Here is a 24,278-nt window from a genome sequence, read left to right on the forward strand (position 1 = left end):
GGCCTTAACCAAAAAAAGCCCGTCAAAAGACAGGCTTTATTATTGAGATAAAATTTTTCAACTTCTGATTTTACACTCCCAATCCCATGCGGATTTCATGGCTTCATCCAATGTTGACTTGGCTTTCCAGCCCAAAACCTCATTCGCTTTTTGGGTGTTTGCATAAGCCTGTACCACATCACCAGACCTTCTGTCCTCTATTTTATAATTCAAGGACTTCCCTGACACACGCTCAAAACTTTGAATCACTTCCAACACTGAACTTCCTTTTCCGGTACCCAGATTAAAGACCTCATAATTTTCTTGGTTATCGCCTTGAATCAATCGCTGCAGGGCAATGACATGGGCCTTGGCCAAATCCACCACATGAATATAATCCCGGATACAGGTTCCATCTTTTGTTGGGTAATCATCCCCAAACACGGACAGTTGCTCCCTTAGTCCAACACCCGTTTGGGTGATATAGGGCACCAAATTCTGCGGCACTCCAATAGGAAGTTCCCCTATTTGGGTAGACGGATGTGCTCCAATAGGGTTAAAATAACGGAGCGCTATAGCTTTCAAATTGGGGTTTACCCGACACGTGTCGGATATGACCTCTTCACCAACCTGTTTTGTGTTTCCATATGGTGACTCCGCCGATTTAACAGGAGCATCTTCCGTAATGGGCATCTCATCGGCTTCGCCGTATACGGTACAAGAGGAACTGAAAATAAAACTGGTGTTTTTCTTCTTGATCAATTCTTGAAGAATATACACCAAAACCCCAAGATTGTTCTCGTAATAGAGCAAGGGCTTTTCCATACTTTCCCCCACAGCTTTGGATGCCGCAAAGTGAATCACACCTGCAATATCATCATGTCTTTTGAAAAAATCTTGGACTTTGGACTTCTCCCGAAGATCCAGCTCCTCAAAAATGGGTTTCTTTCCCGTGATGGCCTTAATACCATCCAAAACATTTAGGGAAGAGTTGGAGAGGTTGTCTATCACCACCACTTCAAAACCTTCGTTCTGCAATTCAACAACAGTATGGGAACCTATGTATCCCAATCCTCCTGTTACCAGTATTTTCATGTTTAACGGTTTACGAAATCTATAACCAAATCGGTTATAAATTGGATTTGCTCATCATCCAGCTCGGTATGCATTGGAAGCGATATCACCTCATTCACCAATTGATTGGTGACTGGAAAATCGGCTTCATTGTACCGGGTATCCGCATACGCCTTCTGCTTATGCAAGGGAACTGGATAATACACTCCACATGGAACGTTGTTATCGTTTAAATGTTGCACCAATCCATCCCTTTTACCGTTCAAAATCTTCAAGGTGTATTGATGGAACACATGACAATCACATACATTTTGACCATCATCACATCCGCAGACAATCTTGGGAGCCACAATATGCTCTTGCCCCTGAAAGGCTTTGGAATACTTGGATGCGGCTTCCCAACGCCTCTTATTGTAAGTATCCAATTTTGGAAGTTTTGCCCTTAACACGGCCGCTTGGATGGAATCCAACCGTGAGTTTACCCCTACCACATCATGATAATACCTTGTGTACATCCCATGGTTTACCATGCCCCTTAAGGTATGGGCCAACTCATCATCATTGGTAAAGATGGCGCCACCATCGCCATAACAGCCCAAATTCTTTGATGGAAAGAAGGAAGTCGATGCCACATGACCTATAGTTCCCGCCTTTTGTTTTTTCCCATCCGCTGAAGTATAGGTAGCACCAATGGCCTGAGCGTTGTCCTCAATCACGTATAAATCATGCTTTTTGGCCAAATCCATTAAAGCATCCATGTTGGCACATTGGCCAAACAAATGCACTGGTACAATGGCCTTGGTCTTTGGGGTAATGGCCCTTTCCACGGCCTTGACATCAATATTGAAAGTATCGGGTTCCACATCCACCAAAACAGGTGTAAGATTCAAAAGGGCGATTACCTCAACGGTGGCCGCAAAGGTAAAATCGGCCGTGATTACTTCGTCTCCGGGCTGCAACCCCAATCCCATCATGCAAATTTGAAGTGCGTCCGTGCCATTGGCACATGGAATTACATGTTTTACCCCCAAGTATCCCTCCAGTTCCTTTTGAAAGGCATGCACGTGCGGACCGTTGATAAATGCCGAAGAATCCAAGATTTCGGCTATGGAATCGTTGACCTCATTCTTAATGCCTTGGTATTGGCCTTGGAGGTCGACCATCTGTATTTTTTTCATGCTGATAAGTTATGGTTCAAAATTAAGAAATAAAGATCCCATAATGTGCTATTCCCGAAAGAATGTATTTTAGCAAAATATGTTGTTCCTACGCTTTATCTATAACATCCTAACGCATCTTTCTTGGTTGGTCCTGAAGGGCATTGCATTGTTCCAACCCAAGATGAGACTATTTGTTTCGGGTCGAAAAAACACCTTTGACCAACTACGGTCCTCCATCACCCCCAATTCCAAATGCATCTGGATGCACGTAGCCTCGCTGGGCGAGTTTGAACAGGGATTGCCCATTTTGGAGCAATTGCGGCAGCAATATCCTAACCACAAACTTGTGCTTTCCTTTTTTTCCCCTTCCGGTTATGAGGTGAAAAAAAATACTTCTGCCGCCGATGTGGTGGTATACCTCCCCATGGACACCCGTTCCAATGCATCGCAATTTGTGGATCTGGTGAATCCGGTCATGGCCATTTTCATCAAGTATGAAATTTGGCCCAACTACTTGCACCAACTACGACAACGGAAGATTCCCACTTTGTTGGTTTCTGCCATATTCTCCAAGCGACAGGTTTTTTTTAAACCCTATGGCGGTTTTATGCGGAACAGCTTGCATAGTTTTTCCCATTTTTTTGTTCAGGATGACACCTCAAAAACCTTATTGCAGTCCATTGGTTTTGCCAATAGTACGGTGAGTGGCGACACCCGGTTTGACCGAGTATATGAAATTCTTAACCGGGATAACCATCTAGATTTTATGGAACAATTCAAAGGAAACCAACCTTGTTTGGTAGCGGGAAGTACTTGGCCGGAAGACGAGAAAATTTTGGTAGATTATATCAACTCTTCGGATAAAGGGGTGAAATTTGTGCTTGCTCCGCACAAAATAAAACCAGACCATATTGAGCAACTATTGGAGTCCATTTCCAAAAAAACCATCTGCTATTCCAACATTGACAACCAGAATCTTATGGATTTTGATGTGCTGATCATTGACACCATTGGGCTACTCACCAAAATTTACAGTTATGCCCAGATGGCCTATGTGGGAGGAGGCTTCGCCACGGGGCTACACAACACCTTGGAACCCGCAGTTTATGGTATACCCGTAGTCATTGGCCCCAACTACGAAGGTTTTAAAGAAGCCGAAGACCTTGTGGACTTGAAGGGAGTACTTCCAGTATCCTCATCAAGTGAACTCAAGACCACTTTGGACCGCTTCCTCGAAAATCCTGATGTTTTGGAAAATACAGGAAAAATCAACTCGACCTACATCACCCAAAACGTAGGGGCTACTCCATTGATTATGGAGCACATAGACCAAATACTTTAATTTTTTTGGTTAGTTTTAGCTAAAACTGACCCATATGGACAAACGCATTTTCAGAATCTCTTTGACCGCTGCTTTGGCCGGTTTTCTATTTGGATTTGACACTGTGGTCATTTCCGGGGCCAACCAACCCATAAAGGACCTATGGGGCACCAATTGGTTTTTGGGGGATTCCATTTTTACCTTCCATGGTATTTTTATCATGTCCATGGCGCTTTGGGGAACGGTTTTGGGCTCTCTTTTTGGGGGCATTCCGTGTGACCGATGGGGACGGAAAAAAACCTTGTTCTGGGTCGGAGCACTCTACTTTATCTCTGCGATTGGTTCCGCCTTGGCTCCTGAAGCTTATAGTTTTTCCTTCTTCAGGTTCATTGGCGGTGTTGGTGTGGGCATCTCATCGGTGGCGGCACCTGTGTACATTTCTGAAATATCGACCCCGGAAAACCGCGGAAGGCTTACCGCCCTTTATCAATTCAATATTGTCTTTGGGATCTTGATCGCGTTCGTCTCCAATTCTTTGATCGGGGCCATTTTCAACGAAGGGGTCGCTTGGCGATGGATGTTGGGCATTGAGGGACTTCCCGCACTGATATACACCCTTATGGTTCTTAAGATTCCCCATAGCCCCAGATGGCTTTTACTCAAAGACCATAAAGAGGCCATCGTTCTACGTTCTTTGACTTTATTGGGTATTGATCAAGATCAGGCCACTGTCCATCTTACCCAGATAAAGGTGTCCCTTCAGGAAACCACACAAAAACAAAAGGACAACCTTTTTTCGGGCAAATACAACCGACCGCTTATTCTAGCCTTTTTGATCGCTGCCTTCAATCAGCTTTCGGGAATCAATTTTGTACTGTACTACGCGCCGGAAATATTGGAACGTGCTGGATTGGCTTCGGGGGAATCGCTTTTCAGCTCCATATCCATCGGCATCATCAACCTTATTTTCACTTTCGTGGGAATCGCCCTGATAGACAAACTGGGACGCAAACAATTGCTATACATGGGTTCCATCGGCTATATCATTAGTCTTTCCATGGTGGCGTGGTGTTTTTATTCCGGTGCCAGCTCGGTGCTACTCCTCATTTTCATCCTTATTTTCATTGCATCGCATGCTGTTGGACAAGGGGCCGTGATATGGGTGTTCATTTCGGAGATATTCCCGAACAAGGTGCGCTCCTATGGCCAGTCATGGGGAACCGGAACCCACTGGGTGTTCGCTGCCCTTATCACCTTGATCACCCCAACGTTTCTAGATGCAGAAATCGGGATTTTCAAGGACAATCCTTGGCCCATTTTCATCTTCTTTGCCTTTATGATGGTCCTTCAATTGTTCTGGGTGATTTTTATGATGCCCGAGACCAAAGGAGCTAGTCTAGAGGAACTGGGAAAACTGCTCAGCGGAAAAAAGAACAGGACTTCTTAATTGGGATACGACACATACGAAAAACCATTCCGTTAATCGAATATAGATCCACAGAACGTGACAGTTACCTGAATAATTCCTTACCTTGATAGGAAATTACACTATTATGACTGATGAAGTTTCTTTTGGCAATAAACTCATGGTTGCTTTCTTGCGGTTCATGGTCTTTGTCCTGGTTATTATCCTGATCGCGATTCCCGTTTGTATTATCCTGGATATTTTAGGAGTGCTGGATGCCCTTGGATTGGGTTAATAAAAAATGATATCCTGCCTCTCCATCTCATCGGTGATCAGCTTGATGTAGGCATCAATGGTCTTTTCAACCTTTGGGGATTCGGTTACGTCTATATTACCCCTCCAAATCAGTTCCCTTTCCTTTCCAATACAAATGCAGTACAAGGAAGTTTCTAGATGGTATATGTTGAAGGAATCATAGGACTCAGGGTCATAGTAGATGTCTTGATGTTCCAGATAATCGGTACTGAACCGCATGAACATCCTATCAATATTGTTGATTCTTTCCTTTAGGGTACGCTTGCTATCGGCCTTTAGGATCTTGGTGAACAAGATGGCATCAAAATCTTTGTCCAACAATTGCTCCTCCACCTCGGACAGCTCTTCTTCCGACTTTTGGGATGTAGTGAACTCCACATCGAAAATATCAATGCTGCGCATGGCCTCTACCCCTTTATCCTCCAATTTCTTGACCAGTTTGCTCTCAAAGTCCATCCGTACATTTTCATCCTTGGCCATACCCACCACGAGCACTTTATAGGCATCAAAGATTACATGATCTGGATTTTTCCATGTACCCACCAGTTTCGCCGTGGAACAACCCGAGAGTAGTAAAAGACTTAAAGCAACAAATTGTAATTTCATGGGAAGTGGTTTAAGATCATGCACAGCAAAGATCTAATTTCCATTTAATGTGACACAAACTTACCCTGTCTTTTTTCCAATTGTCTTTGCAATTCTTCAATGGTCTCTGCCAATGATTTCTCAAAATCGTCTGTTTTGGCCTTGGCAAAAAGTCTAGGTCCGGGAGCACTCAGTTCTATTTCGCATATCTTTCCTTCTCCGGCCTTATCATTCTCTATTTTAAACAGCACATTGGCCTTGATCAACCAGTTGTACTTTTTCTCCAGCCCGTCCAACTTTTTCATTAATATTTCGGTCAATGATTCGCTGGTCTGCATTTTTAGATATTGAACTTGTACTTCCATGATTTTTGTTTTGATTTTCTCCAAAGCTATGGAGTGAAATTAGGAAATTAAATGACAAATGTCAGCTTGGTAGATCACGCCCATGAAAAGGGCTGACCGGTACTCTGTAGCACGGAAAACCAAAATTCGCCTTCCATGTCTATTTCCTTCCTTTTTTGGGTGACCTCTGAAATCGGCACATACACATACTTGTTATTCACCTTGCTACTCACAAATCGGGTCTTCCCGGCCATGGCCCCATGAACGGCATGGTAGGCCAACCTACTGCAATAGACACTATCGCTTGAATTGGCGGGCGCACTCCGAATGATGTAACTGGGATCTATGTATTTGATGGTAACGGAAGAACCTTTAAAATGTTCGCCTATTTTTTCCTTTAAAAACAGACCGATATCTTTATGCTTTACATTCCCGGATGCATCCTTGACCCCACTTTTCTCTTGGAACAAATGTTGCCCAGCACCTTCGGCCACAACAATGACCGCATGTCTTTTCAGTTCCAACCGCTGTTCCAAGGCTTTTAGAAATCCCTTTTCCCCTTCAAGGGAAAAATCCATCTCGGGAACCAGCACAAAATTCACCACGGGCATGGACAAGGCAGCAGAGGCCGCTATAAAACCACTGTCCCTTCCCATCAATTTCACAATTGAAATTCCATTGAAAGCCCCTGTGGCTTCGTTGTGGGCGTCCCGTAAAATAGGACTTGCCACATCAAATGCTGTTTCAAACCCGAAAGATTCATCAATAAGATCAATATCGTTGTCTATGGTCTTGGGAATCCCCACCACGCTGATCTTGGCATTCCGTTTTTTGATTTCCTGCCCAATGGCATCCACTCCTTTTAGGGTACCGTCTCCCCCAATGGCAAAAAGGATGTCGATGTTGTTAGCCTGCAAGGTATCCACCATTTTGGACACATCCTGACTTCCTCGGGACGACCCTAAAAAAGTGCCCCCAAACTGATGGATATCCTTTACTTTGTCTGGAGTGAGTTCCACAAAGCCGTGTCCCTTCTCCGGATTAAGGCCTTCATACCCATAGGGTATGCCCAAGATTTTCTTCACCCCATAAAAATAATGGAGCCCCATGACCACCCCACGGATCACATTATTGATCCCGGGGCACAAACCTCCACAGGTAACAATAGCCGCAGTGGTGTTTTGGGCATCGAAAAAAATATCCTGGCGCGGGCCCGCCTTTTCCAAACACAGGGGCGCTTCACCCGTTTTGAGACAATGATTATAGTACTCCATCGATTGGTCAAAGACCAATCGATCGGCATCGCTTACAAAATCAAAGATATTATCCCCTTTCACCGTACTTAATTTAAGAGGTGATTTATAGTGTGGCATTCCCAAACTTTCTATTTGGAATTTTCCCATAGGGTCCTTATTAATTTGAGGATTTACACAATACTATCAATCCAAAGCCAAAACGGGAATTTCGGAATGTAGGGTCAACAACTTGGTCAATCGGCCTTCCGAAGGGGTACTGTTTTGGGCATGGTTCCTAGGCAGGATGACCAAGAGATCGATTTTCTTTTCATTGATGTAGTTGAAGATACCTTCTTCCACATCCTGATTTTTATTGAACGTATGCTCTACATAAAAGTGCTCCAAATAGTACTCCAATGAGTTTTCTGTACTATCGGCCGTGGAGTGCTCCTCATAAATGGATTCTTTGTAGATGGTGAGCACGTGTACCCTTGAGTCAAAGGTACGCGCAATATCCAACAGGGTACCCAGAAGTTTTTTATTGTCAATCAACTCCCCTCCCATCACTAGAGCAATATCTTTAGGCTCTTTGATACTACAACCATAGGGGATTGAAATCACGGGGCAATCGGCATCCAAAACCAATCTTGAGGTATTGGTGATGGCCTCATCGGTGATCTTGTCTCCCATGGTGCCCATCATGATCAAGTCCGCATCGCTGGATTTTTGTGCCGACAAAATGGTACTGATCATCTTGCCCGTAGCGGTTTCAAATTCGGGTTCAATCTTCAACCTAACCTCCATAGCTTTGAGGACGTTTGAAAAATCTTCCTTGAGTTCATCTTCCTCGGAAAGACTTATGGGCATTGCACTTACGTACATGGCCAAAATGGTTATGGGACGTTCGGGTCCCACAAAATTGGCCACATATTCCAATGCATTCAATGAAGCTTCCGAAAAATCAAAAGGAATCAATATTTTATTTATGTTGCTCATACCAAAAAATTAAAATGTCTACTTACTCTTGTCCCAAAATTAGATGGGGCGCATGAGCTAAAATATGACAGAAGTCATATTTGTGGCTTTTGGCCCATAGTTTACCGCCTTAAATCAGAACCAAGGGGCGTTTTTGTATGCCTTCGTTTTTGAGGCCCTTTCCCTACTCTTGACCACCAAATGGTCTTCATTGAACTTTCTGGCCCTATACCCCAACAAATGGAAAAACGCTCGGGCCATAAACCGGGCCACCCGCTGATCCACGACAAGGATGTCCTTTTGATCGGACTTCCACTGCACCCCGGGCAACTTTGCCAACAGGTGATCTACCTTAAACCGTCTCAGTTCCCGTGAAATCTGCAACCATATTTTTGGAATTACCCTAATAAAGTAAAAGCCTTCACTGCCCTGATCCTGGTACAGAGGCATGAAAATCCGCTTTTGCCCCTTGGCCTTCACAATTTCACCGTTATACACGGCTATTGGTTCACCTTTGGGAATATGTTGAAAGTTAATGAATCCGGGGTACATTTTAAAATTATCCCCGGGAGCTATTTTATGCTCGTGATAGATTTCATAAAACCGCTGCGCCACGGTTCCACTCGTTTGTTTGATATGGTTGAACAAGTCGGTACGCTCCTTTTCCGAAGCTTGGACGGAGGAAGTCAAATACAGGGAAAACCGGATAAAGTCCGCATGGTTCCGGATGGCTTTTATATCATTGTGTTGACCGCTTTCAAATCCCAATGACACGTAGCCCAACTCATTGATGTAGCTCAACAAGGCACCTTCCAAATATTCCTCAATCCCCAAAATAATGGGCAACGGATAGTTTGCGGCATAGTTACGGTTCAACAAGCTATCGTTCAAGACCATGAAAGGGGTTGTATCGCTGGAGGTGGTATGTAGGTCCATAAAATAAAAAGGGGGCTTGCCCTCTTCAAGAATCCTGAAAAGTACTTTTCGAATTTCCAAGAGTTCTTTCTCCTCATCGGAGCATTCCGCCACATCGGAAAAACTGCCATCCATTCGCTCGGGAGTCCAGATACGGTTTAGGTCCTCCTTTTGGAAGCGGACATTCTTTCCAAGCGCCCCAAGGTTTCCTGCTATGGCGTATATTTCTCCGTTTACTTTGATTTTTTGGGCTTTTATTTCATCCAAAACCTCTTTCAAGGCAAATACCCCGGCAGGCTCATTGCCATGGATTCCCCCAAAGAATACCACTGTGGGACCACTCTCCATTCCCTTGATATGGTCCATGATTCGCTCCACCTCCAAGGTCTGGCCTAGAGCTTCGCTATACGCTATGGCCTTGCTCATAAATCTACTTTACTGATGATTCCTACCAAACTGTCCCCTACACAAACGGGTAAACAACCAATTTGATGGTCCTGCATTATCTTTTTAGCGGTCTTTATCTCTGTCTTCGGTGTCACGGTGATTACTTTTTTAATCATAATATCGGAAACCAGAGCCTCGGTTTTATCCAATGTGTTCATTTGGTCGATATGGCTCCAGGTCAACAATCCCACCAACTCACCCTTAATGTTCTCTACGGGCAGGTGGTGAATGTTGTTCCATTGCATTATGGAAAGGGCTAGATTGGCATAGTCATCCCCGTCTATTTTTAGGAGTCGGGTAGACATGATCTGGCCCACCCACTGAAACGACTCCCTTTTCCGTACAATTCCTTGTACCGGTTCCCATTGATGCACAGGAATATTATCTTGTTGCTTTTCAAATTGCGCTTTGGTCAATTGCACCAAGGCACTATCCAGCTTCATTTGCTTCCGCAGTCTTCTGAAGTTTTCTATTTGCCATTCTGCACCTGCAGGCCCATTTACCCGAGCCTCAATAATCCCCAAAAGCCTATTGATATCGTTGTCGTTTACTTTATGCTTTTTTAATCCTTCATGGGCAATGGGCAAAAGCTCATTCTTGATCAATTTCTTTAAGGTCATGTTCTTTCCCTGCCAAGAAAACTGGGCCTGCCTTCCATTTCGGGCGGCTATTATAAAATTCTGCCGTACCTCTTTAAAATCCATAACATTGGGCAAATCGTCATAGGTTTTGGGCCTACCTTCCATCAATCCGACCCAAAAGGCAAAATTGGCCATTTCATCTATCACCGAAGGCCCTGCCGGAATATACCTGTTCTCTATGCGAAGATGGGGCCTACCGTTGCCCACACCGTAACAAGGACGGTTCCAACGGTATACGGTTCCATTGAACAGGTTCAATGCCTCAAGCTTGGGTATTTTGCCTTCCTCCAAGAGTTGCAGTGCGCCTTTCACAATCGGTTTGGTGAGAATAATACGGTGCGTGGAAATATCCTCCTTAAAGATGTCCACCGCCGAGCCTGTTTGCCAATGTTCCCCAAACCCGACCCGGGCCACTTGCTCCTTCACGGCATGGGACCATTTTCGGGTATCCAAACTCTGCTGAAAAAGGGCGATACGGGTTTCTTTCCAAAGTTCCTTGCCCAACAGAAGGGGGGAATTACAGGATATCCCCAATACAGGGCCCGCAATGGCCTGTGCCCAATTGTAACTTTTGATGAAATCCTCAGGAGCTACCTGCAAATGCAATTGAAAACTGGTGTTGCAGGCTTCAAACAAAACGGAATCATGATGGATCGAGAGTTCATCCACTCCCCTGATCCTTACATTGAAATCATCGCCCCGCCACATCTTTAAGGTCTCATTGAGCTTATAGTACCTGGGGATAGGCGTCATATAATCCATTCCAAGCTCTTCCTTGCTGATGGTGGGAAGGATTCCCGTGAGCACAACTTTACTCTGATGTTCTTTAGATGCTGCCTTGGCCTTGTTCAAAAGTTGGCCCAACTGCTGTTCCACTTTCTGAAAGCAATCCTTTTCCAAAAGAAAAGGGTCAAGGTTTGCCTCTAGGTTATAGCTTGCCAACTCTGTGGTAAAATGTGGGTCATGTATGGCCTCAATGATTTCAAGTGATTTTGGGGAAGGCCTAAATTCATCATCCACCAAGCACATTTCCTGTTCCGCGCCGATGCGTACCACATCATCTTCCACCAAACCCCGCTCCAAGAGAATTTCCAAGGCCTTAACATCATCAATCAAATGCCGAACGAAGGCCTTTCGCTCTTCACTGTCAAATACACTTTTGTTGATATGCTCTCCCATTCTATTGAAAATTAGCTCTTTCCAGACCCCCTAAAACTACAAAGGCCATAACGCCCAAAATATGATGGTTGTCATGTTGGGATTTGGGGCAGACTGACATTTATCATGTTTTATCCCATGGAGCACTTCTAATTTTGACCTATAATCCAAAGGTATGCAGTTATGTGTGAATTAGTTCAGAAGTATAATGTCCCCGGCCCCAGATACACCAGTTACCCCACGGTACCGTATTGGGATTTGGAAAGTTTCTCGGGCAAAAAATGGAAATCAAGTGTATTGAAGGCTTTTCAGGAAAATCCTGAGGAAGGAATAAGCCTATACATACACCTTCCTTTTTGTGAAAGTCTGTGCACCTTCTGCGGATGCCATAAACGCATCACCAAAAGACATGAGGTGGAACTGCCCTATATCAAATCGGTTTTAAAGGAATGGCAGTTGTATGTTGAACTTCTTGGAACCAAACCGACCATAAAAGAGTTGCATTTGGGTGGAGGCACGCCCACATTTTTTTCACCCGAACATTTGACCCAGTTGGTCAAAGGCATTCTTTTACAGGCCAAAAAAGCAGAAGATGCCCAATTTAGTTTTGAGGGACATCCCAATAATACCACAAAAGCACATCTACAGGCCCTTTTTGATGTAGGGTTCAGAAGGGTCTGCTACGGTGTGCAGGATTACAACTTAACCGTGCAAAGGGCCATCAACAGGATGCAGCCTTTTGAAAATGTGAAGAACGTGACCGAGTGGGCCCGGGAAATTGGGTATACCTCCGTAGGCCACGATATCATCTATGGCCTACCCTTTCAGGACTGTGCCCATGTGGAAGAGACCATTATAAAAACCAAGGCCCTACAACCGGATAGGATTGCCTTTTACAGCTATGCCCACGTGCCTTGGCTAAAGGGCAATGGACAGCGCGGCTATAAAGAGGCAGACCTGCCTTCATCTGTGGAGAAAAAAGCACAATACGAAATGGGCAAAAGAATGCTCACGGAGTTTGGATACAAAGATGTGGGAATGGATCACTTTGCCCTCGCAACGGACAATTTATACACTGCCCTTACCAATGGCACCCTACATAGGAACTTTATGGGCTACACCCCTTCCAAGACCAAATTAATGATCGGTCTGGGAGTCTCCAGCATTAGTGATAGCTGGTACGGATTTGCCCAAAATGTAAAAAGTGTTGAGGAGTACCAACATTTGGTATCCCACGGACTTATCCCTATTTTTAAGGGACATATCCTGAACCAGGAAGACGAGATTGTGAGACAGCATATCCTTAACCTCATGTGCCAGTTTGAGACCTCTTGGTCCAAGGAGGAAGAAGAGGTGGTCGATTTCCAAAAAATCATTGGCAACCTTATGGAAATGGACGCTGATGGACTTATTGAAATTGGAAAGAACAACATCAAAGTAACCCCAAAGGGAAAACCCTTTATACGGAATATCAGCATGGCATTTGATGTAAAACTACACCGAAAACAGCCAGATACCCGAGTATTTTCCATGACCGTTTAACCTAAAAAAAGAAAAAAATGAAAAGCATAATCGTACCCATTGATTTTTCAAAACAATCCGAACGGGCGCTCAAAGTAGCGGCCTCCCTTGCAAAGAAAAACGACGCAGAGCTAATGGTGCTGCATATGTTGGAACTATCCCCTGCCCTTATGACCGAATCGGGCTATATTTCCCAGGAACAGGTGGTCCATTTAATCAAAATAGGGGAGAAAAGGTTCGCCGAGTTCTTGGACAAACCCTATTTGAAGGGCGTTAAGGTTGTGCCCGTGATCAAACATTACAAAGTGTTCAGTGAGGTGAACGAGGTGGCCGAAAAGCACAATGCGGACCTCATCGTTATGGGATCGCACGGTACGGACGGATTGGAAGAAATCTTTATCGGCTCCAATACAGAGCGGGTTGTACGTACTGCAAATGTACCTGTTCTTGTCATCAAGGGCGAAGTAGAGGAGTTTAGCGCAGAGCGATTTGTCTTTGCCTGTGATTTTGCCGAGGAAAGTATTCCTGTGGTAAAAAAGGCCGCAGAAATGGCAAAATTGCTCAAATCCGAGCTGCTGTTGGTATATGTGAACACTCCAGGTGATGAGTTCCTGAGCACGGATGACGCGTATGCCAAAATCACCAAATTCCTTAAAGAAGCCAATTTGGGACTTCAGGTTGAAATCCACGATGACTATACCGTAGAAAAAGGAGTGCTCAACTATAGTGAAAAGGTCTGTGCCGATTTGGTGGGCATCCCAACCCATGGTAGAAGAGGGCTTTCCCATTTCTTTATGGGCAGTATTGGAGAGGATATCGCGAACCATTCCAAAGCTCCCGTCATGACCTTTAAAATCTAACGGATTACATTATATAATTCCATAAAAAAGGAGGCTGATATATTCAGCCTCCTTTTTTTTTATAGGTTTCAGGGTTATCCATTAAACCGTTCATACGCTGCCTTCTCCAATGCCTCCCTATGGTCTGGATGGGCAATGGAAATCAAGGCCTGCGCCCGTTGTTTCAAATTTTTGCCATAAAGGTTCACCACCCCATGTTCCGTGGCCACATAATGCACGTGGGCCCGTGTGGTGGTCACTCCAGCTCCCTGTTTCAAATAGGGAACAATCTTGGAAAGCCCTTTATTGGTGATAGAGGGCATGGCAAAAATAGGTTTCCCCCCATCCGAAAGTGAAGCCCCGCGAATAAAATCCATTTGTCCCCCAACCCCAGAAAACTGTCTGCTCCCAATGGTATCCGCACAAATCTGTCCGGTTATATCTATCTCAATGGCACTGTTGATCGCCGTTACTTTTGGATTTTTTCTAATCACGGCCGTGTCATTGGTATAGGCCGCCTCCTTAAAATGGCACAAGGGGTTGTCATCAATAAAATCATACAACTTCCTAGAACCCACGGCAAAACAGCTCACCACCTTCCCTTGTTTCACTTTTTTCTCCTCGCCGGTGACAACACCTTGCTCAATAAGAGGCAAAACCCCATCGGAGAACATTTCGGTATGGATTCCCAATCGCTTGTGATGGCCCAGTTTGGACAACACGGCATTGGGAATGTTCCCTATCCCCATCTGCAAGGTGGCTCCATCTTCAATCAAAGAGGCCACATGCCCACCAATTTGAAGCTCCAAGCCTGAAATCTCGGTTTGTTCATGCTCATGGATGGGTTGGTCCACCTCGATGGCCTGATCTATTTGACTGATATGGATAATGCCATCCCCATGCGTCCTGGGTACTCTTGGGTTGATCTGCGCCACCACTTTTTTGGCCATTTCAATGGCAGGGAGGGTCACATCCACCGAAACGCCCAAAGAACAATACCCATGCTTGTCCGGCGGGGAAACCTGAATAAAGGCCACATCCAAATCGATGATATTCCTTCGGAACAGCAAGTGGATCTCACTAAGAAAAATAGGAACATAATCCCCCTTAAAGCCATTGACAAAGTTGCGGACATTCCCTCCTACAAAAAGGCTGTTCAAGCAAAAGCTTTCATTGCAGGGGGCTTGGGTATAACGGGCCTCCCCTTCGGTATGGATAGACACTATCTCAACATCCTTAAGCTCTTCATATCTATCGCAAAGGGCATCGATAAGTACATTGGGGGTCATGGCCGCTCCTTGAAAAAACACTTTGTCCCCTGATTTCATGATCTGTACCGCTTCTTCTGCAGATGTTATCTTCATGTGATTGATTTATAGGTTGGACAATCCATGCCCAACCGGATTCCTATTCTTTGATGTCTATGGATTTAAGGTTGATGGCACTCTATGGTGGCCGAAGCCAAGTTGGTAGGCACAGGCTTGGGGGAAACATAGGGAATGCCCAACCCAAGTCCTCGAATGATAAAAAGAACCCCAATGATCACCACAAATACCGGAATCAGCTTTTGCACCCGGAACTTGAACGAATTCCCCATCCATGCTTTGGAAAAGACCACCAAACTCATCAACGGCACCGTACCCAGTCCGAACAAGACCATGTAGAGCCCACCTTGCAGCGGACTTCCCAATGCAATGGCACCCAATACGGCCATATAGACCAATCCACAAGGTAAAAAACCATTCAGAAATCCTATGGTCAGAAAAGCATCTGGGGTCTTCTTCTTGAGTTCCGCACCTAGTTTTGATTTTACCTTGCCCAATAGGGAATAGATAGGCCTTAAAAATTTATGCCCGTTGAGATACCTTCCGGGAATCAGCACCAACAAAATCATGATAGCGCCTATGGCGATAGATAATTTTTGCTGCATGCCAAACAGCGAAAGTCCCTTACCCAAAACCCCAAAGAGCATTCCAATGACCCCATAGGCCATAAGCCTTCCTGCATGGTAAATAGACAGCTGAGCCGCTTTCCTGGTGGTATTCTGCTGGTCCAAGGGCAACATAAAAGCTATGGGACCGCACATGCCCAAGCAGTGCAGACTTCCCAATAACCCCAATACCAAAGCAGATGACAGCATAGCTTAATACACCAGTTTTTGTTTATGGAAAAAGGTATTTCCCTCGTACTTCCAATTTACGGTAATGTCCCATCGACCGCCCACCAAGCTGTTGTCAGGTATGAGCAAATGTGTTTTGGACAAACTTATGGGAAAGTCAGTATCCAAACGCTTGTTGGACGGTCTGTACAAGGACACTTTTCCTGTTATTTTTTGGGGGTCGAACTGCTCCGGAAAGAAAATCATAACCCCTTCGGGTGATTTTTCCACCCGGAGAACGGCATCCATTTCCTGGGCTGTTTTGGAGGCATCGATATCTTGCTGATAGCTAAGCTCTTTTTTGTAGTATTCCTCCGTGACTAGATCATGGTTGGACCTATCATCGGTACTCATCCGAAACACAAAGTATAGGATGAAGGTGATAAACCCTATAAAAGCCAATACTATTCCCGTTCCCCAATTTATCTTCATCTTTTTATCCTTTTAGGCTTACTATTCTATTAAAAAACCTCTAATTATAGCTTCGTGGGGCCAAAAACTGGGTGGTGGTGGTCTCAATGACCTCATCCCCACTATAGACCGCGATCTTCAGTTTATCTTTGTCCCCGGTCAATTCCGAAGCGTTGATCTCTATGAACAGAGTACCTTCGGTAAGTTCTTCTGCAGGTACCGTGAAGGTATCCTGTGAAACCATTTTGATGGTCCCTCTGTGCGACATCAATTTAAAGGATACATTCTCAATATCCTTAGTGGTCTTGTTCACCAACTTGTAGGTATAGACATTGCTGATCATGTTGTTTTCCTTGCGCTCATACAATTGTCCCGGTAAGCGAAGTATGTTCGCTTCCACCTCATTTCGCAGGAAGAGCATCCCGATCAATATTCCAATGAGCACGGCAAGGACGGCTGTATATCCTTTCATTCTGGGCGTGAACCTGAACTTGTTGTTGTTCACAATTTCATCCTCACTGGCATACCGAATCAAGCCTTTGGGCTTGTCTATGCTTTCCATGATATGATCGCACTCATCAATACAGGCCGTACAGTTGACACATTCCAGTTGCGTTCCATTACGGATGTCTATTCCCGTGGGGCACACATTAACGCATTGAAAACAGTCGATACAATCGCCATGGCCCAACACATCCCTATCCTCATTTTTACGGAATTTTTTGCGACCATTCTCGCCTTCCCCACGTTCATGGTCATAGGCCACAACAATGGATTTGTCATCCAACAATACGCCTTGGAGTCTTCCGTACGGACAGGCAATGATACAGACCTGTTCCCGGAACCACGCAAAAATAAAGTAGAACACTCCTGTGAAAATCAACAAGGGTACCATGGTGCTTAAATGGGCCATTGGACCTTCGGTGATATACTGAATCAATCTATCGCTACCAATCAAATAGGCCAAAAAGACGTTGGCTATCAAAAATGAGATGATGAAAAAGATGGTCCATTTCAACAACCGTTTTCTAATTTTATGGGCATTCCAGGGCGACTTGTCCAATCGCATCTGGGCTCCACGGTCACCATCAATCCAATACTCGATCCTCCGAAAGACCATTTCCAAAAAGATGGTCTGGGGGCACATCCATCCGCAAAAAATACGGCCATAGGCCACGGTAAAAAGTGCAATGAAGACCACTCCTATGATCATAGAGACCACCACCAGGTGAAAATCCTGGGGCCAAAATGGAAGTCCAAAGATATTGAAACGTCGTTCCAACACATTGAACATCAAAAATTGGTGTCCATTGATCTTGATAAAAGGGGCGGCCACCAAAAAGGCCAATAGCGCATAACTGACATACTTACGATAATCATAATAGCGTCCACTTGGTTTTTTTGGGAAAACCCATGCTCTTTTACCCTCTTCGGAAATGGTTCCTATGGAGTCCCTAAAATTCTCTTCCATCGCATTTTTTATTTGGTGAAAACCTATTGTTTTCTAGACCCTGTTCTTACTCCATTTCCACACTGGTGGAATCCAAAGCTTGCTCCGCAGGTTGGGTCTGTGCAGGTTCCGGGGCATCCGGATCTACCCAAACATCACCTTCGGGTGCTTTTGGATTGGCGGGAGTGGTTCCTCCCAAGCTTATCACATAACTGGCCACCTGGGCTATCTCTGCGGGCTTAAAGCTTTGCTTCCAAGCCACCATTCCCTTACCATCACGTCCTCCTTCTGAAATGGTATTGAACACATTTTTGATGCCCCCACCCAAAATCCAATGATCATCGGTAAGGTTGGGGCCAATTCCCCCACCACCATCGGCCATGTGACAGGCCACACAATTGGTGGTAAAAATCTTTTCCCCGGCTCCCAGATCGGATGCATCCGTCAACAATTCCACTGTACTGGCATCCACCAAATCCTTGGCATTCTTCTTATATTCTTCTATCTCAATTTTGGCAGCCGCCACTTCTTGGTCATACTCCTCGGCTTGGGTGTATTCCCCAACCACATGGAACCGCACCAGATAGATAACTCCAAAAATAATGGTGCCGTAGAACAGATATACCCACCAAGGCGGCAATACATTGTCCAACTCCCGGATACCATCATAGTTGTGGTCCATGATGATTTCCCCTTCGCGCTCCATGGATTTGGTCCTGGTTAAACGTTGATACAGGTCTTTGGCCCATTTCCATTCCAATTTCTTGCTCTTGCTGGCGAGGTATTTTTCCTTACCTTCTTCACTAAGGGTCTGGAACATGATGTTCTCAATGGAACTCAGTATAAGTTCAATGGCAATAAGAATCATCAATACCAAAAGCAGGAAAAACTGCGTAATGGGATATTCAATGATGGCCGGTTTATCACCAGAGTCTATAAAGTACTCCATCAATCCGAAGATTAGAAAGAAGAGTACGGGTACGCGTATCCACCAGGGTGTTCTTGTGCTCATAATATTATAGTTTGTTGTGTTGATCGTTATGGTCCAATGGCAATTCTCCCATCTCCTTCACATGCTCTTTCGAAGCGGTAAACACCCACCAAAAGAGAAGTACAAAAAACACGAAGAAGATCATAAGGGAAATCATGGGGTAGTTGGCCACCCCTTCGATAGTTTCCATATGGTTCTTTACAAATTTCAACATGGTTATGTTAGATTATAGATACAAGAATCAAGACGTAAAACTTTAAAGTCATTTTAATTTTGGTCTTGCTTCTTGACTCTTGATTCATGATTTCTTTTTTACTCTTTATTTTCTGATAACAGTTATTCAGTTTCTTTAATCTTGATGTCCGTACCCAAACGTTGTAGGTAGGCTATGAGTGACACGATCTCACGATCTCTCATCTCCACAAAGTCCTCACCATTTTCCTGGGCATATTTCTTATCGGCCTCATAAGTCTTTACAAACTCAGGGTCGGCATACAAATTTTTCTCTATCTGCTCTGCTTGTTCTGCCATGGATTGTGGTGCATTGGCAATATCCTCATCTGTATAGGGCACTCCCAATTTGACCATGGCCTCCATTTTGGATTGGACCCCACTACGATCGTGTTCGTTCTTTACCAACCACTGGTAGGCGGGCATAATGGACCCTGCGGAAGTACTCTGCGGATCGTACATATGGTTCAAGTGCCAGTTGTCCGAATACTTTCCACCAACCCTCAACAAATCGGGCCCTGTACGTTTACTTCCCCAAAGGAAAGGGTGGTCGTATACAAATTCCCCGGCCTTGGCATATTCACCATAACGTTCCACCTCACTCCTGAACGGTCTTACCATTTGGGAGTGACAACCCACACAACCTTCCCGGATATAGAGGTCACGTCCCTCCAACTCCAAAGGTGTATATGGTTTTACACTGGTAATGGTGGGGATGTTCGATTTCACCAAAATGGTAGGCACAATCTGTACGATACCCCCGATCAAAATGGCAATGGTGGCCAAGATGGTCAATTGCACAGGCTTTCTTTCCAACCAGTTGTGGAAGGTCTCCCCAGCCACTCGTTTTTTGGACACACGCTCCAAAGCAGGTGCTTCGGCCAATTCGTCTTCTACCTTGCTGCCGGACCTGATGGTCTGTACCACATTGTACAGCAACACGAACATACCCAAAATGTACAAGCTTCCTCCAATGGCCCTCATCCAATACATGGGAATGATCTGGGTAACGGTCTCCAAGAAGTTACCGTATACCAAGGTCCCATCCGGATTGAAATCTTTCCACATCAAGGCTTGGGTAAATCCGGCCACATACATAGGTAGCGTATAGAGTACAATACCCAAGGTACCTATCCAAAAGTGGAAGTTGGCCAATCCTTTGGAGTATAAGGTGGTCTTGAACATTCTGGGAACCAACCAATAGATCATTCCAAAGGTCAAGAACCCGTTCCAAGCCAACGCCCCAACGTGTACGTGGGCAATGATCCAGTCGCTGAAGTGGGCAATGGCGTTTACATTTTTCAGGGAAAGCATGGGACCTTCAAAGGTTGCCATACCGTATCCTGTAATGGCCACTACCATAAATTTTAGGGTGGCATCACTTCGAACCTTATCCCAAACACCTCTTAAGGTCAACAGTCCGTTGATCATACCTCCCCAAGAGGGTGCTATCAACATTACGGAAAAGACCACACCAAGGTTCTGGGCCCAATCGGGCAATGCAGAATACAGCAAGTGGTGAGGCCCAGCCCAGATGTAAATGAATATCAACGACCAGAAGTGTACTATGGACAACCGATAGGAATAGATGGGTCTATTGGCCGCTTTGGGCACAAAGTAGTACATCAATCCCAAGAAGGGCGTGGTCAAGAAAAAGGCCACCGCGTTATGTCCGTACCACCACTGTACCAAGGCATCTTGCACCCCGGCATATACGGAGTAACTCTTCAATGCTGATACAGGCAGTTCCAAACTGTTGAAAATATGCAATACCGCAACCGTTACGAAGGTGGCCAAGTAGAACCAGATGGCCACATACAAGTGTCGTTGTCTACGTTTTAGGATGGTCCCTATCAGGTTCCAACCAAAAACCACCCAAACCACGGCAATGGCCAAGTCAATGGGCCATTCGAGCTCAGCATACTCCTTGGAGGTGGTATACCCCAACGGCAGCGTAATGGCCGCCGCCACAATGATCAGCTGCCAGCCCCAGAAATTGATGTTGCTCAGGGCATCACTGAACATCCTGGCCTTTAACAAACGCTGGGTGGAATAATAGACTCCAGCAAAAATGGCATTTCCCACAAAGGCAAAGATGACCGCATTGGTGTGCAACGGACGTAAGCGCCCAAAGCTCAACCACGAAATGCCATCCGTGACATTGGGAAATAAAAACATGAAGGCCAATAAAAGCCCCACGGCCATACCTACAACGCCCCAAAGCATGGTGGCGTACAAGAACTTTTGCACGATTTTGTTATCGTAGCGAAACTGTTGAATTTCCATATTTATTGGTTTGTACTTTCTGTTTGTTTGATTTGTTTTTTATTCTGATCGGGATTGTCCGTGTCCTTGCGAAGCTCATCATCAAAAAGCATCCGTACCGAAGGGGTATACACATCGTCATACTGTCCTTTCTTCACCGAAAACACAAAGGCGGCAAAAAAGCAAACAGCAACCGAGATGCTGATGGCCAATAAAACATAAATAACACTCATACCTTATCCTAATTTAGGCGTAAAACTACTATGGCGATGCTGCGCAAAAAATGACATATGTCAGCTTTCGTTTTATTTTAATCTTTTGCCCAAAATATTGGTGCAAACGGTTGTAAAAGCCACTATGCTGATGGAGCTCAACGGCATCAAAATGGCAGCTATCACAGGCTGTAATTGACCTGTTACGGCAAAATACAGTCCTACAATATTGTAGCACAAAGAGAGCATAAAACTCAATTTGATGACCTGTATGGATTTTTTGGACAGTTCCATAAAAATGGGCAGCTTGCCCAAACTTGAGGCATCCATAATGCCATCACAAGCGGGAGAGAACACGTTTACATTCTCCGATACGGCCACCCCAACATTGCTCTGGGCCAATGCCCCAGCATCATTCAATCCGTCCCCAACCATGAGTACCTGATGGGATTTCTGCATTTTACCAATGTATTCCAGTTTATCCTCAGGCTTCTGATTGAACAGCATTTGCGCTTGCGGTGGCAGTATCTTTTCCAATTGTTCCCGTTCACCGTCATTGTCCCCAGAAAGGATTCCCACTTCCCATTGAGGGGTCAACTCCGCAAAGATTTCCTTTACGCCATCCCGATAGGTGTTCTTGAACACAAATCGACCTTTCACATCCTCATCCGAACTCACATAGACCGCCGTATTCGCCAATTCTGCAGAGGCTTCCTTTCCCACATAGGTCGCCGACCCCACTTTTATGGAATGCTGATTGGCCCTTCCTTCAATACCCTTCCCGGTATGCTCCTGGAATTCATCCAGGGTCATGATGGCATTGGACTTGAGAATATCGTACAAAGAACGGCTCAACGGATGGTTCGAAGCCCTAAGTGTGGTCTTCAACAGGGCAGTCTCTTCCGTTGTCAATTCCACCCCTTCATACAAGATCGTTTCGCGTTTCGTGGTGGTCAACGTCCCCGTCTTGTCAAAAATGGCCATGTCTATTTGGGCCAATCGCTCAATAACATTGGTGTTCTTCAAGTAGAATCTGTGTTTTCCAAAAATGCGAAGCATATTCCCCAACGTAAAGGGAGCGGCCAACGCAATGGCACAGGGACAGGCTATGATCAACACCGCCGTAAACACATTGAGTGCCATGCTGGCATCATGGTACAACCAAAATGCCGTTGCCAAAAATGCGATGGTGAGCACGGCAATGGTAAAACGCTTGCCAATACGGTCCGTGAGGGTCTGGAACTGACTGGCCTTGTCCTTTGAGAAAACCGAGTTTCCCCACAACTGGGTCAGGTAGCTTTGCGATACGGACTTGAGCACCTCCACTTCCAAAACTCCAGATAGTTGTTTGCCCCCAGCGAAAAGTTTTTCCCCGGATTCCTTGAAAACCGCTTGGGATTCCCCCGTTACAAAACTATAGTCCACTTCGGCGGTTCCTTTGATCAAAATACAATCCACAGGAATGATTTCCTGACTGCGAATCAGAATCCGGTCGCCCTTCTTTATTTTGTATATCTGGATGTCCTCTTCCTTTCCATCGGCACCCAATCGGGTCACGGCAATGGGAAAGTAGGATTTGTAATCGCGTTCAAAAGATAGGTAGGCATAGGTCTTTTGCTGAAAGAATTTCCCAAGCAGCAAGAAGAACACCAGGCCCGTAAGACTATCAAAGAAGCCAGAACCCAAATCCAAGGCCACATCCATGGTACTTCGAAGAAAAAGCACCAAGATTCCCAAGGCAATGGGCACATCTATGTTCAGCAGTTTGGAGCGAAGACCTTTATAGGCGGAAACAAAATAATCCTGCGCCGCATAAAATACCACGGGCAGGGAGAAGGTGAACATCAACCAACGGAACACCCCTTTGTACTGATCCAACCAAAACTCCTCCACTTCAAAATATTCGGGAAAGGAAAGTAGCATTACGTTGCCAAAGGCAAATCCGGCAACCCCCAATTTGTAGATGAGTGACCTGTCCACCGTATTCTTTTTACCCTCCAGAGTCTCCAAGGATATATTGGGCTCGTACCCAATACTACCCAATAACATCACTAAGGCTTTTAAGGAAAAGTCTCCTGTTTTGTAGGTAACCCGGATGGTTTTCTTGGGAAAGTCGACCTGCGATACTGTAATCGCGGGATGCAACCGGTTCAAGTTTTCCAGCACCCATATGCAGGAACTACAGTGAATGGAAGGAATCATCAAACTGACCACTTGAACTCCCTCTTCATTGAATTCCACCAACTTGTCCACAATCTCCTGATTGTCCAGAAAATTGTATTTACCGCGCAACTCGTTGGGTGTAGTCCCAGCCTTGGCTTCTATCTCATAGAATGTGGACAGGCCATTGGACGAAAATATTTCATAGACGGTCTTACAACCGTTACAACAAAACTCCTTTTCGTCAAACTGCACCCCATTTTTTCCGCATTCATCCCCACAATGATAACAGGTTGTGTTTGCCATTTACATTTGCTTTACCTAGTGCAAATTTGTAATACTCTTCCTCTTAAAAATATGACATTTATCAGTAGTTGGTATAATTATAAGCCCTAAATTTGAGATGTCAGGTAAATAAACAGTAATTGGGTTATGGAAAGTAGATGTGAAAATTGTATTATACGACAATTCAATTCGTTGCGCGCG

At 45.0% G+C, this 24,278-nt stretch carries 22 protein-coding genes; 5 read left to right on the top strand and 17 right to left on the bottom strand.

What is annotated here, in order from left to right:
• Positions 1 to 57 precede the first annotated feature (57 nt).
• Together galE and DN53_RS15185 are read right to left on the bottom strand one after the other, a co-directional pair.
• A complete protein-coding gene (galE, locus tag DN53_RS15180; RefSeq protein WP_129655606.1) occupies positions 58 to 1,074 on the bottom strand; it encodes a UDP-glucose 4-epimerase GalE in 1,017 nt (338 codons plus the stop codon).
• A gap of 2 nt (positions 1,075 to 1,076) precedes the next feature.
• Positions 1,077 to 2,231, bottom strand: coding sequence for a DegT/DnrJ/EryC1/StrS family aminotransferase (locus DN53_RS15185; protein ID WP_129655608.1), 1,155 nt, complete (start codon positions 2,229 to 2,231; stop codon positions 1,077 to 1,079).
• 79 nt (positions 2,232 to 2,310) lie between these two features.
• Between DN53_RS15185 and DN53_RS15190 the strand changes: the two genes are divergently transcribed.
• The 3 genes from DN53_RS15190 (at position 2,311) to DN53_RS17970 (ending at position 5,234) form a co-directional block, all read left to right on the top strand.
• The gene (locus tag DN53_RS15190) at positions 2,311 to 3,555 is read left to right on the top strand and encodes a 3-deoxy-D-manno-octulosonic acid transferase (RefSeq protein WP_129655610.1); all 1,245 of its coding nucleotides are present in this window, start codon (positions 2,311 to 2,313) and stop codon (positions 3,553 to 3,555) included.
• 34 nt (positions 3,556 to 3,589) lie between these two features.
• Positions 3,590 to 4,981: a sugar porter family MFS transporter gene (locus tag DN53_RS15195; protein ID WP_129655612.1), complete on the top strand. Its 1,392-nt coding sequence runs from the start codon at positions 3,590 to 3,592 to the stop codon at positions 4,979 to 4,981.
• 106 nt (positions 4,982 to 5,087) lie between these two features.
• Entirely contained in the window at positions 5,088 to 5,234 is a 147-nt protein-coding gene (locus DN53_RS17970; protein WP_165357453.1) for a hypothetical protein, read from the top strand.
• Here the strand turns inward: DN53_RS17970 and DN53_RS15200 are convergent.
• From DN53_RS15200 to DN53_RS15225, 6 genes are all read right to left on the bottom strand, one after another.
• Entirely contained in the window at positions 5,231 to 5,860 is a 630-nt protein-coding gene (locus DN53_RS15200; protein ID WP_129655614.1) for a hypothetical protein, read from the bottom strand. The two genes, DN53_RS17970 and DN53_RS15200, sit on opposite strands and share 4 nt — an antisense overlap.
• 44 nt (positions 5,861 to 5,904) lie before the next feature.
• Positions 5,905 to 6,204 (bottom strand): HPF/RaiA family ribosome-associated protein, encoded by a 300-nt coding sequence (locus DN53_RS15205; protein WP_129655616.1) that lies wholly within the window; start codon positions 6,202 to 6,204, stop codon positions 5,905 to 5,907.
• A gap of 74 nt (positions 6,205 to 6,278) precedes the next feature.
• Entirely contained in the window at positions 6,279 to 7,586 is a 1,308-nt protein-coding gene (locus tag DN53_RS15210; RefSeq protein ID WP_129655618.1) for an ATP-dependent 6-phosphofructokinase, read from the bottom strand.
• A gap of 36 nt (positions 7,587 to 7,622) precedes the next feature.
• On the bottom strand, positions 7,623 to 8,414 hold the full coding sequence (locus DN53_RS15215) for a universal stress protein (protein WP_129655620.1): 792 nt from the start codon (positions 8,412 to 8,414) through the stop codon (positions 7,623 to 7,625).
• Positions 8,415 to 8,528: 114 nt separating this feature from the next.
• A complete protein-coding gene (locus tag DN53_RS15220) occupies positions 8,529 to 9,734 on the bottom strand; it encodes a succinylglutamate desuccinylase/aspartoacylase family protein (protein ID WP_129655622.1) in 1,206 nt (401 codons plus the stop codon).
• Positions 9,731 to 11,575 (bottom strand): glutamate-cysteine ligase family protein, encoded by a 1,845-nt coding sequence (locus DN53_RS15225; RefSeq protein ID WP_129655624.1) that lies wholly within the window; start codon positions 11,573 to 11,575, stop codon positions 9,731 to 9,733. Before DN53_RS15225 ends, DN53_RS15220 begins: the two co-directional genes overlap by 4 nt.
• A gap of 162 nt (positions 11,576 to 11,737) precedes the next feature.
• On the opposite strand from DN53_RS15225, the gene hemN reads away from it, so the two are divergent.
• Positions 11,738 to 13,096 carry an oxygen-independent coproporphyrinogen III oxidase gene (hemN, locus tag DN53_RS15230; RefSeq protein WP_129655626.1) on the top strand — a complete coding sequence of 453 codons (1,359 nt, stop codon included), beginning with the start codon at positions 11,738 to 11,740 and terminating at the stop codon, positions 13,094 to 13,096.
• 17 nt (positions 13,097 to 13,113) lie between these two features.
• The gene (locus DN53_RS15235) at positions 13,114 to 13,935 is read left to right on the top strand and encodes a universal stress protein (RefSeq protein ID WP_129655628.1); all 822 of its coding nucleotides are present in this window, start codon (positions 13,114 to 13,116) and stop codon (positions 13,933 to 13,935) included.
• A gap of 74 nt (positions 13,936 to 14,009) precedes the next feature.
• On the opposite strand, the gene DN53_RS15240 is transcribed toward DN53_RS15235, so the two are convergent.
• The 9 genes from DN53_RS15240 to DN53_RS15280 all read right to left on the bottom strand — a co-directional run bounded on the left by DN53_RS15240 (position 14,010) and on the right by DN53_RS15280 (position 24,098).
• Positions 14,010 to 15,278, bottom strand: a complete 1,269-nt coding sequence (locus DN53_RS15240) for an acetyl-CoA hydrolase/transferase family protein (RefSeq protein WP_129655630.1) — start codon at positions 15,276 to 15,278, stop codon at positions 14,010 to 14,012.
• 65 nt (positions 15,279 to 15,343) lie between these two features.
• On the bottom strand, positions 15,344 to 16,054 hold the full coding sequence (locus tag DN53_RS15245; protein WP_129655632.1) for a sulfite exporter TauE/SafE family protein: 711 nt from the start codon (positions 16,052 to 16,054) through the stop codon (positions 15,344 to 15,346).
• A 3-nt stretch (positions 16,055 to 16,057) separates the two neighbouring features.
• Positions 16,058 to 16,504, bottom strand: a complete 447-nt coding sequence (locus tag DN53_RS15250; protein WP_129655633.1) for a FixH family protein — start codon at positions 16,502 to 16,504, stop codon at positions 16,058 to 16,060.
• A gap of 40 nt (positions 16,505 to 16,544) precedes the next feature.
• Positions 16,545 to 17,954: a cytochrome c oxidase accessory protein CcoG gene (gene ccoG, locus DN53_RS15255; protein WP_129655635.1), complete on the bottom strand. Its 1,410-nt coding sequence runs from the start codon at positions 17,952 to 17,954 to the stop codon at positions 16,545 to 16,547.
• Positions 17,955 to 18,000: 46 nt separating this feature from the next.
• Positions 18,001 to 18,945: a cbb3-type cytochrome c oxidase N-terminal domain-containing protein gene (locus DN53_RS15260; protein ID WP_129655637.1), complete on the bottom strand. Its 945-nt coding sequence runs from the start codon at positions 18,943 to 18,945 to the stop codon at positions 18,001 to 18,003.
• Positions 18,946 to 18,949: 4 nt separating this feature from the next.
• Entirely contained in the window at positions 18,950 to 19,138 is a 189-nt protein-coding gene (locus DN53_RS15265) for a CcoQ/FixQ family Cbb3-type cytochrome c oxidase assembly chaperone (RefSeq protein ID WP_129655639.1), read from the bottom strand.
• A 122-nt stretch (positions 19,139 to 19,260) separates the two neighbouring features.
• On the bottom strand, positions 19,261 to 21,441 hold the full coding sequence (gene ccoN / locus DN53_RS15270) for a cytochrome-c oxidase, cbb3-type subunit I (protein ID WP_129655641.1): 2,181 nt from the start codon (positions 21,439 to 21,441) through the stop codon (positions 19,261 to 19,263).
• Between the two features lie 2 nt (positions 21,442 to 21,443).
• Complete coding sequence (gene ccoS / locus DN53_RS15275) at positions 21,444 to 21,653, bottom strand: cbb3-type cytochrome oxidase assembly protein CcoS (RefSeq protein WP_116217137.1); 210 nt, start codon at positions 21,651 to 21,653, stop codon at positions 21,444 to 21,446.
• 72 nt (positions 21,654 to 21,725) lie between these two features.
• Positions 21,726 to 24,098: a heavy metal translocating P-type ATPase gene (locus tag DN53_RS15280; RefSeq protein ID WP_129655643.1), complete on the bottom strand. Its 2,373-nt coding sequence runs from the start codon at positions 24,096 to 24,098 to the stop codon at positions 21,726 to 21,728.
• Between the last annotated feature and the right edge of the window lie 180 nt (positions 24,099 to 24,278).

Origin of the sequence: Flagellimonas olearia, assembly GCF_004150225.1 — a bacterium.
GTDB lineage: Bacteria > Bacteroidota > Bacteroidia > Flavobacteriales > Flavobacteriaceae > Flagellimonas > Flagellimonas olearia.

Coding starts and splice junctions, on each gene's coding strand:
- galE (WP_129655606.1), bottom strand. CDS start 1,074: ATGAAAATACTGGTAACAGGAGGATTGGGATACATAGGTTCCCATACT.
- DN53_RS15185 (WP_129655608.1), bottom strand. CDS start 2,231: ATGAAAAAAATACAGATGGTCGACCTCCAAGGCCAATACCAAGGCATT.
- DN53_RS15190 (WP_129655610.1), top strand. CDS start 2,311: ATGTTGTTCCTACGCTTTATCTATAACATCCTAACGCATCTTTCTTGG.
- DN53_RS15195 (WP_129655612.1), top strand. CDS start 3,590: ATGGACAAACGCATTTTCAGAATCTCTTTGACCGCTGCTTTGGCCGGT.
- DN53_RS17970 (WP_165357453.1), top strand. CDS start 5,088: ATGACTGATGAAGTTTCTTTTGGCAATAAACTCATGGTTGCTTTCTTG.
- DN53_RS15200 (WP_129655614.1), bottom strand. CDS start 5,860: ATGAAATTACAATTTGTTGCTTTAAGTCTTTTACTACTCTCGGGTTGT.
- DN53_RS15205 (WP_129655616.1), bottom strand. CDS start 6,204: ATGGAAGTACAAGTTCAATATCTAAAAATGCAGACCAGCGAATCATTG.
- DN53_RS15210 (WP_129655618.1), bottom strand. CDS start 7,586: ATGGGAAAATTCCAAATAGAAAGTTTGGGAATGCCACACTATAAATCA.
- DN53_RS15215 (WP_129655620.1), bottom strand. CDS start 8,414: ATGAGCAACATAAATAAAATATTGATTCCTTTTGATTTTTCGGAAGCT.
- DN53_RS15220 (WP_129655622.1), bottom strand. CDS start 9,734: ATGAGCAAGGCCATAGCGTATAGCGAAGCTCTAGGCCAGACCTTGGAG.
- DN53_RS15225 (WP_129655624.1), bottom strand. CDS start 11,575: ATGGGAGAGCATATCAACAAAAGTGTATTTGACAGTGAAGAGCGAAAG.
- hemN (WP_129655626.1), top strand. CDS start 11,738: ATGTGTGAATTAGTTCAGAAGTATAATGTCCCCGGCCCCAGATACACC.
- DN53_RS15235 (WP_129655628.1), top strand. CDS start 13,114: ATGAAAAGCATAATCGTACCCATTGATTTTTCAAAACAATCCGAACGG.
- DN53_RS15240 (WP_129655630.1), bottom strand. CDS start 15,278: ATGAAGATAACATCTGCAGAAGAAGCGGTACAGATCATGAAATCAGGG.
- DN53_RS15245 (WP_129655632.1), bottom strand. CDS start 16,054: ATGCTGTCATCTGCTTTGGTATTGGGGTTATTGGGAAGTCTGCACTGC.
- DN53_RS15250 (WP_129655633.1), bottom strand. CDS start 16,504: ATGAAGATAAATTGGGGAACGGGAATAGTATTGGCTTTTATAGGGTTT.
- ccoG (WP_129655635.1), bottom strand. CDS start 17,954: ATGGAAGAGAATTTTAGGGACTCCATAGGAACCATTTCCGAAGAGGGT.
- DN53_RS15260 (WP_129655637.1), bottom strand. CDS start 18,945: ATGAGCACAAGAACACCCTGGTGGATACGCGTACCCGTACTCTTCTTT.
- DN53_RS15265 (WP_129655639.1), bottom strand. CDS start 19,138: ATGTTGAAATTTGTAAAGAACCATATGGAAACTATCGAAGGGGTGGCC.
- ccoN (WP_129655641.1), bottom strand. CDS start 21,441: ATGGAAATTCAACAGTTTCGCTACGATAACAAAATCGTGCAAAAGTTC.
- ccoS (WP_116217137.1), bottom strand. CDS start 21,653: ATGAGTGTTATTTATGTTTTATTGGCCATCAGCATCTCGGTTGCTGTT.
- DN53_RS15280 (WP_129655643.1), bottom strand. CDS start 24,098: ATGGCAAACACAACCTGTTATCATTGTGGGGATGAATGCGGAAAAAAT.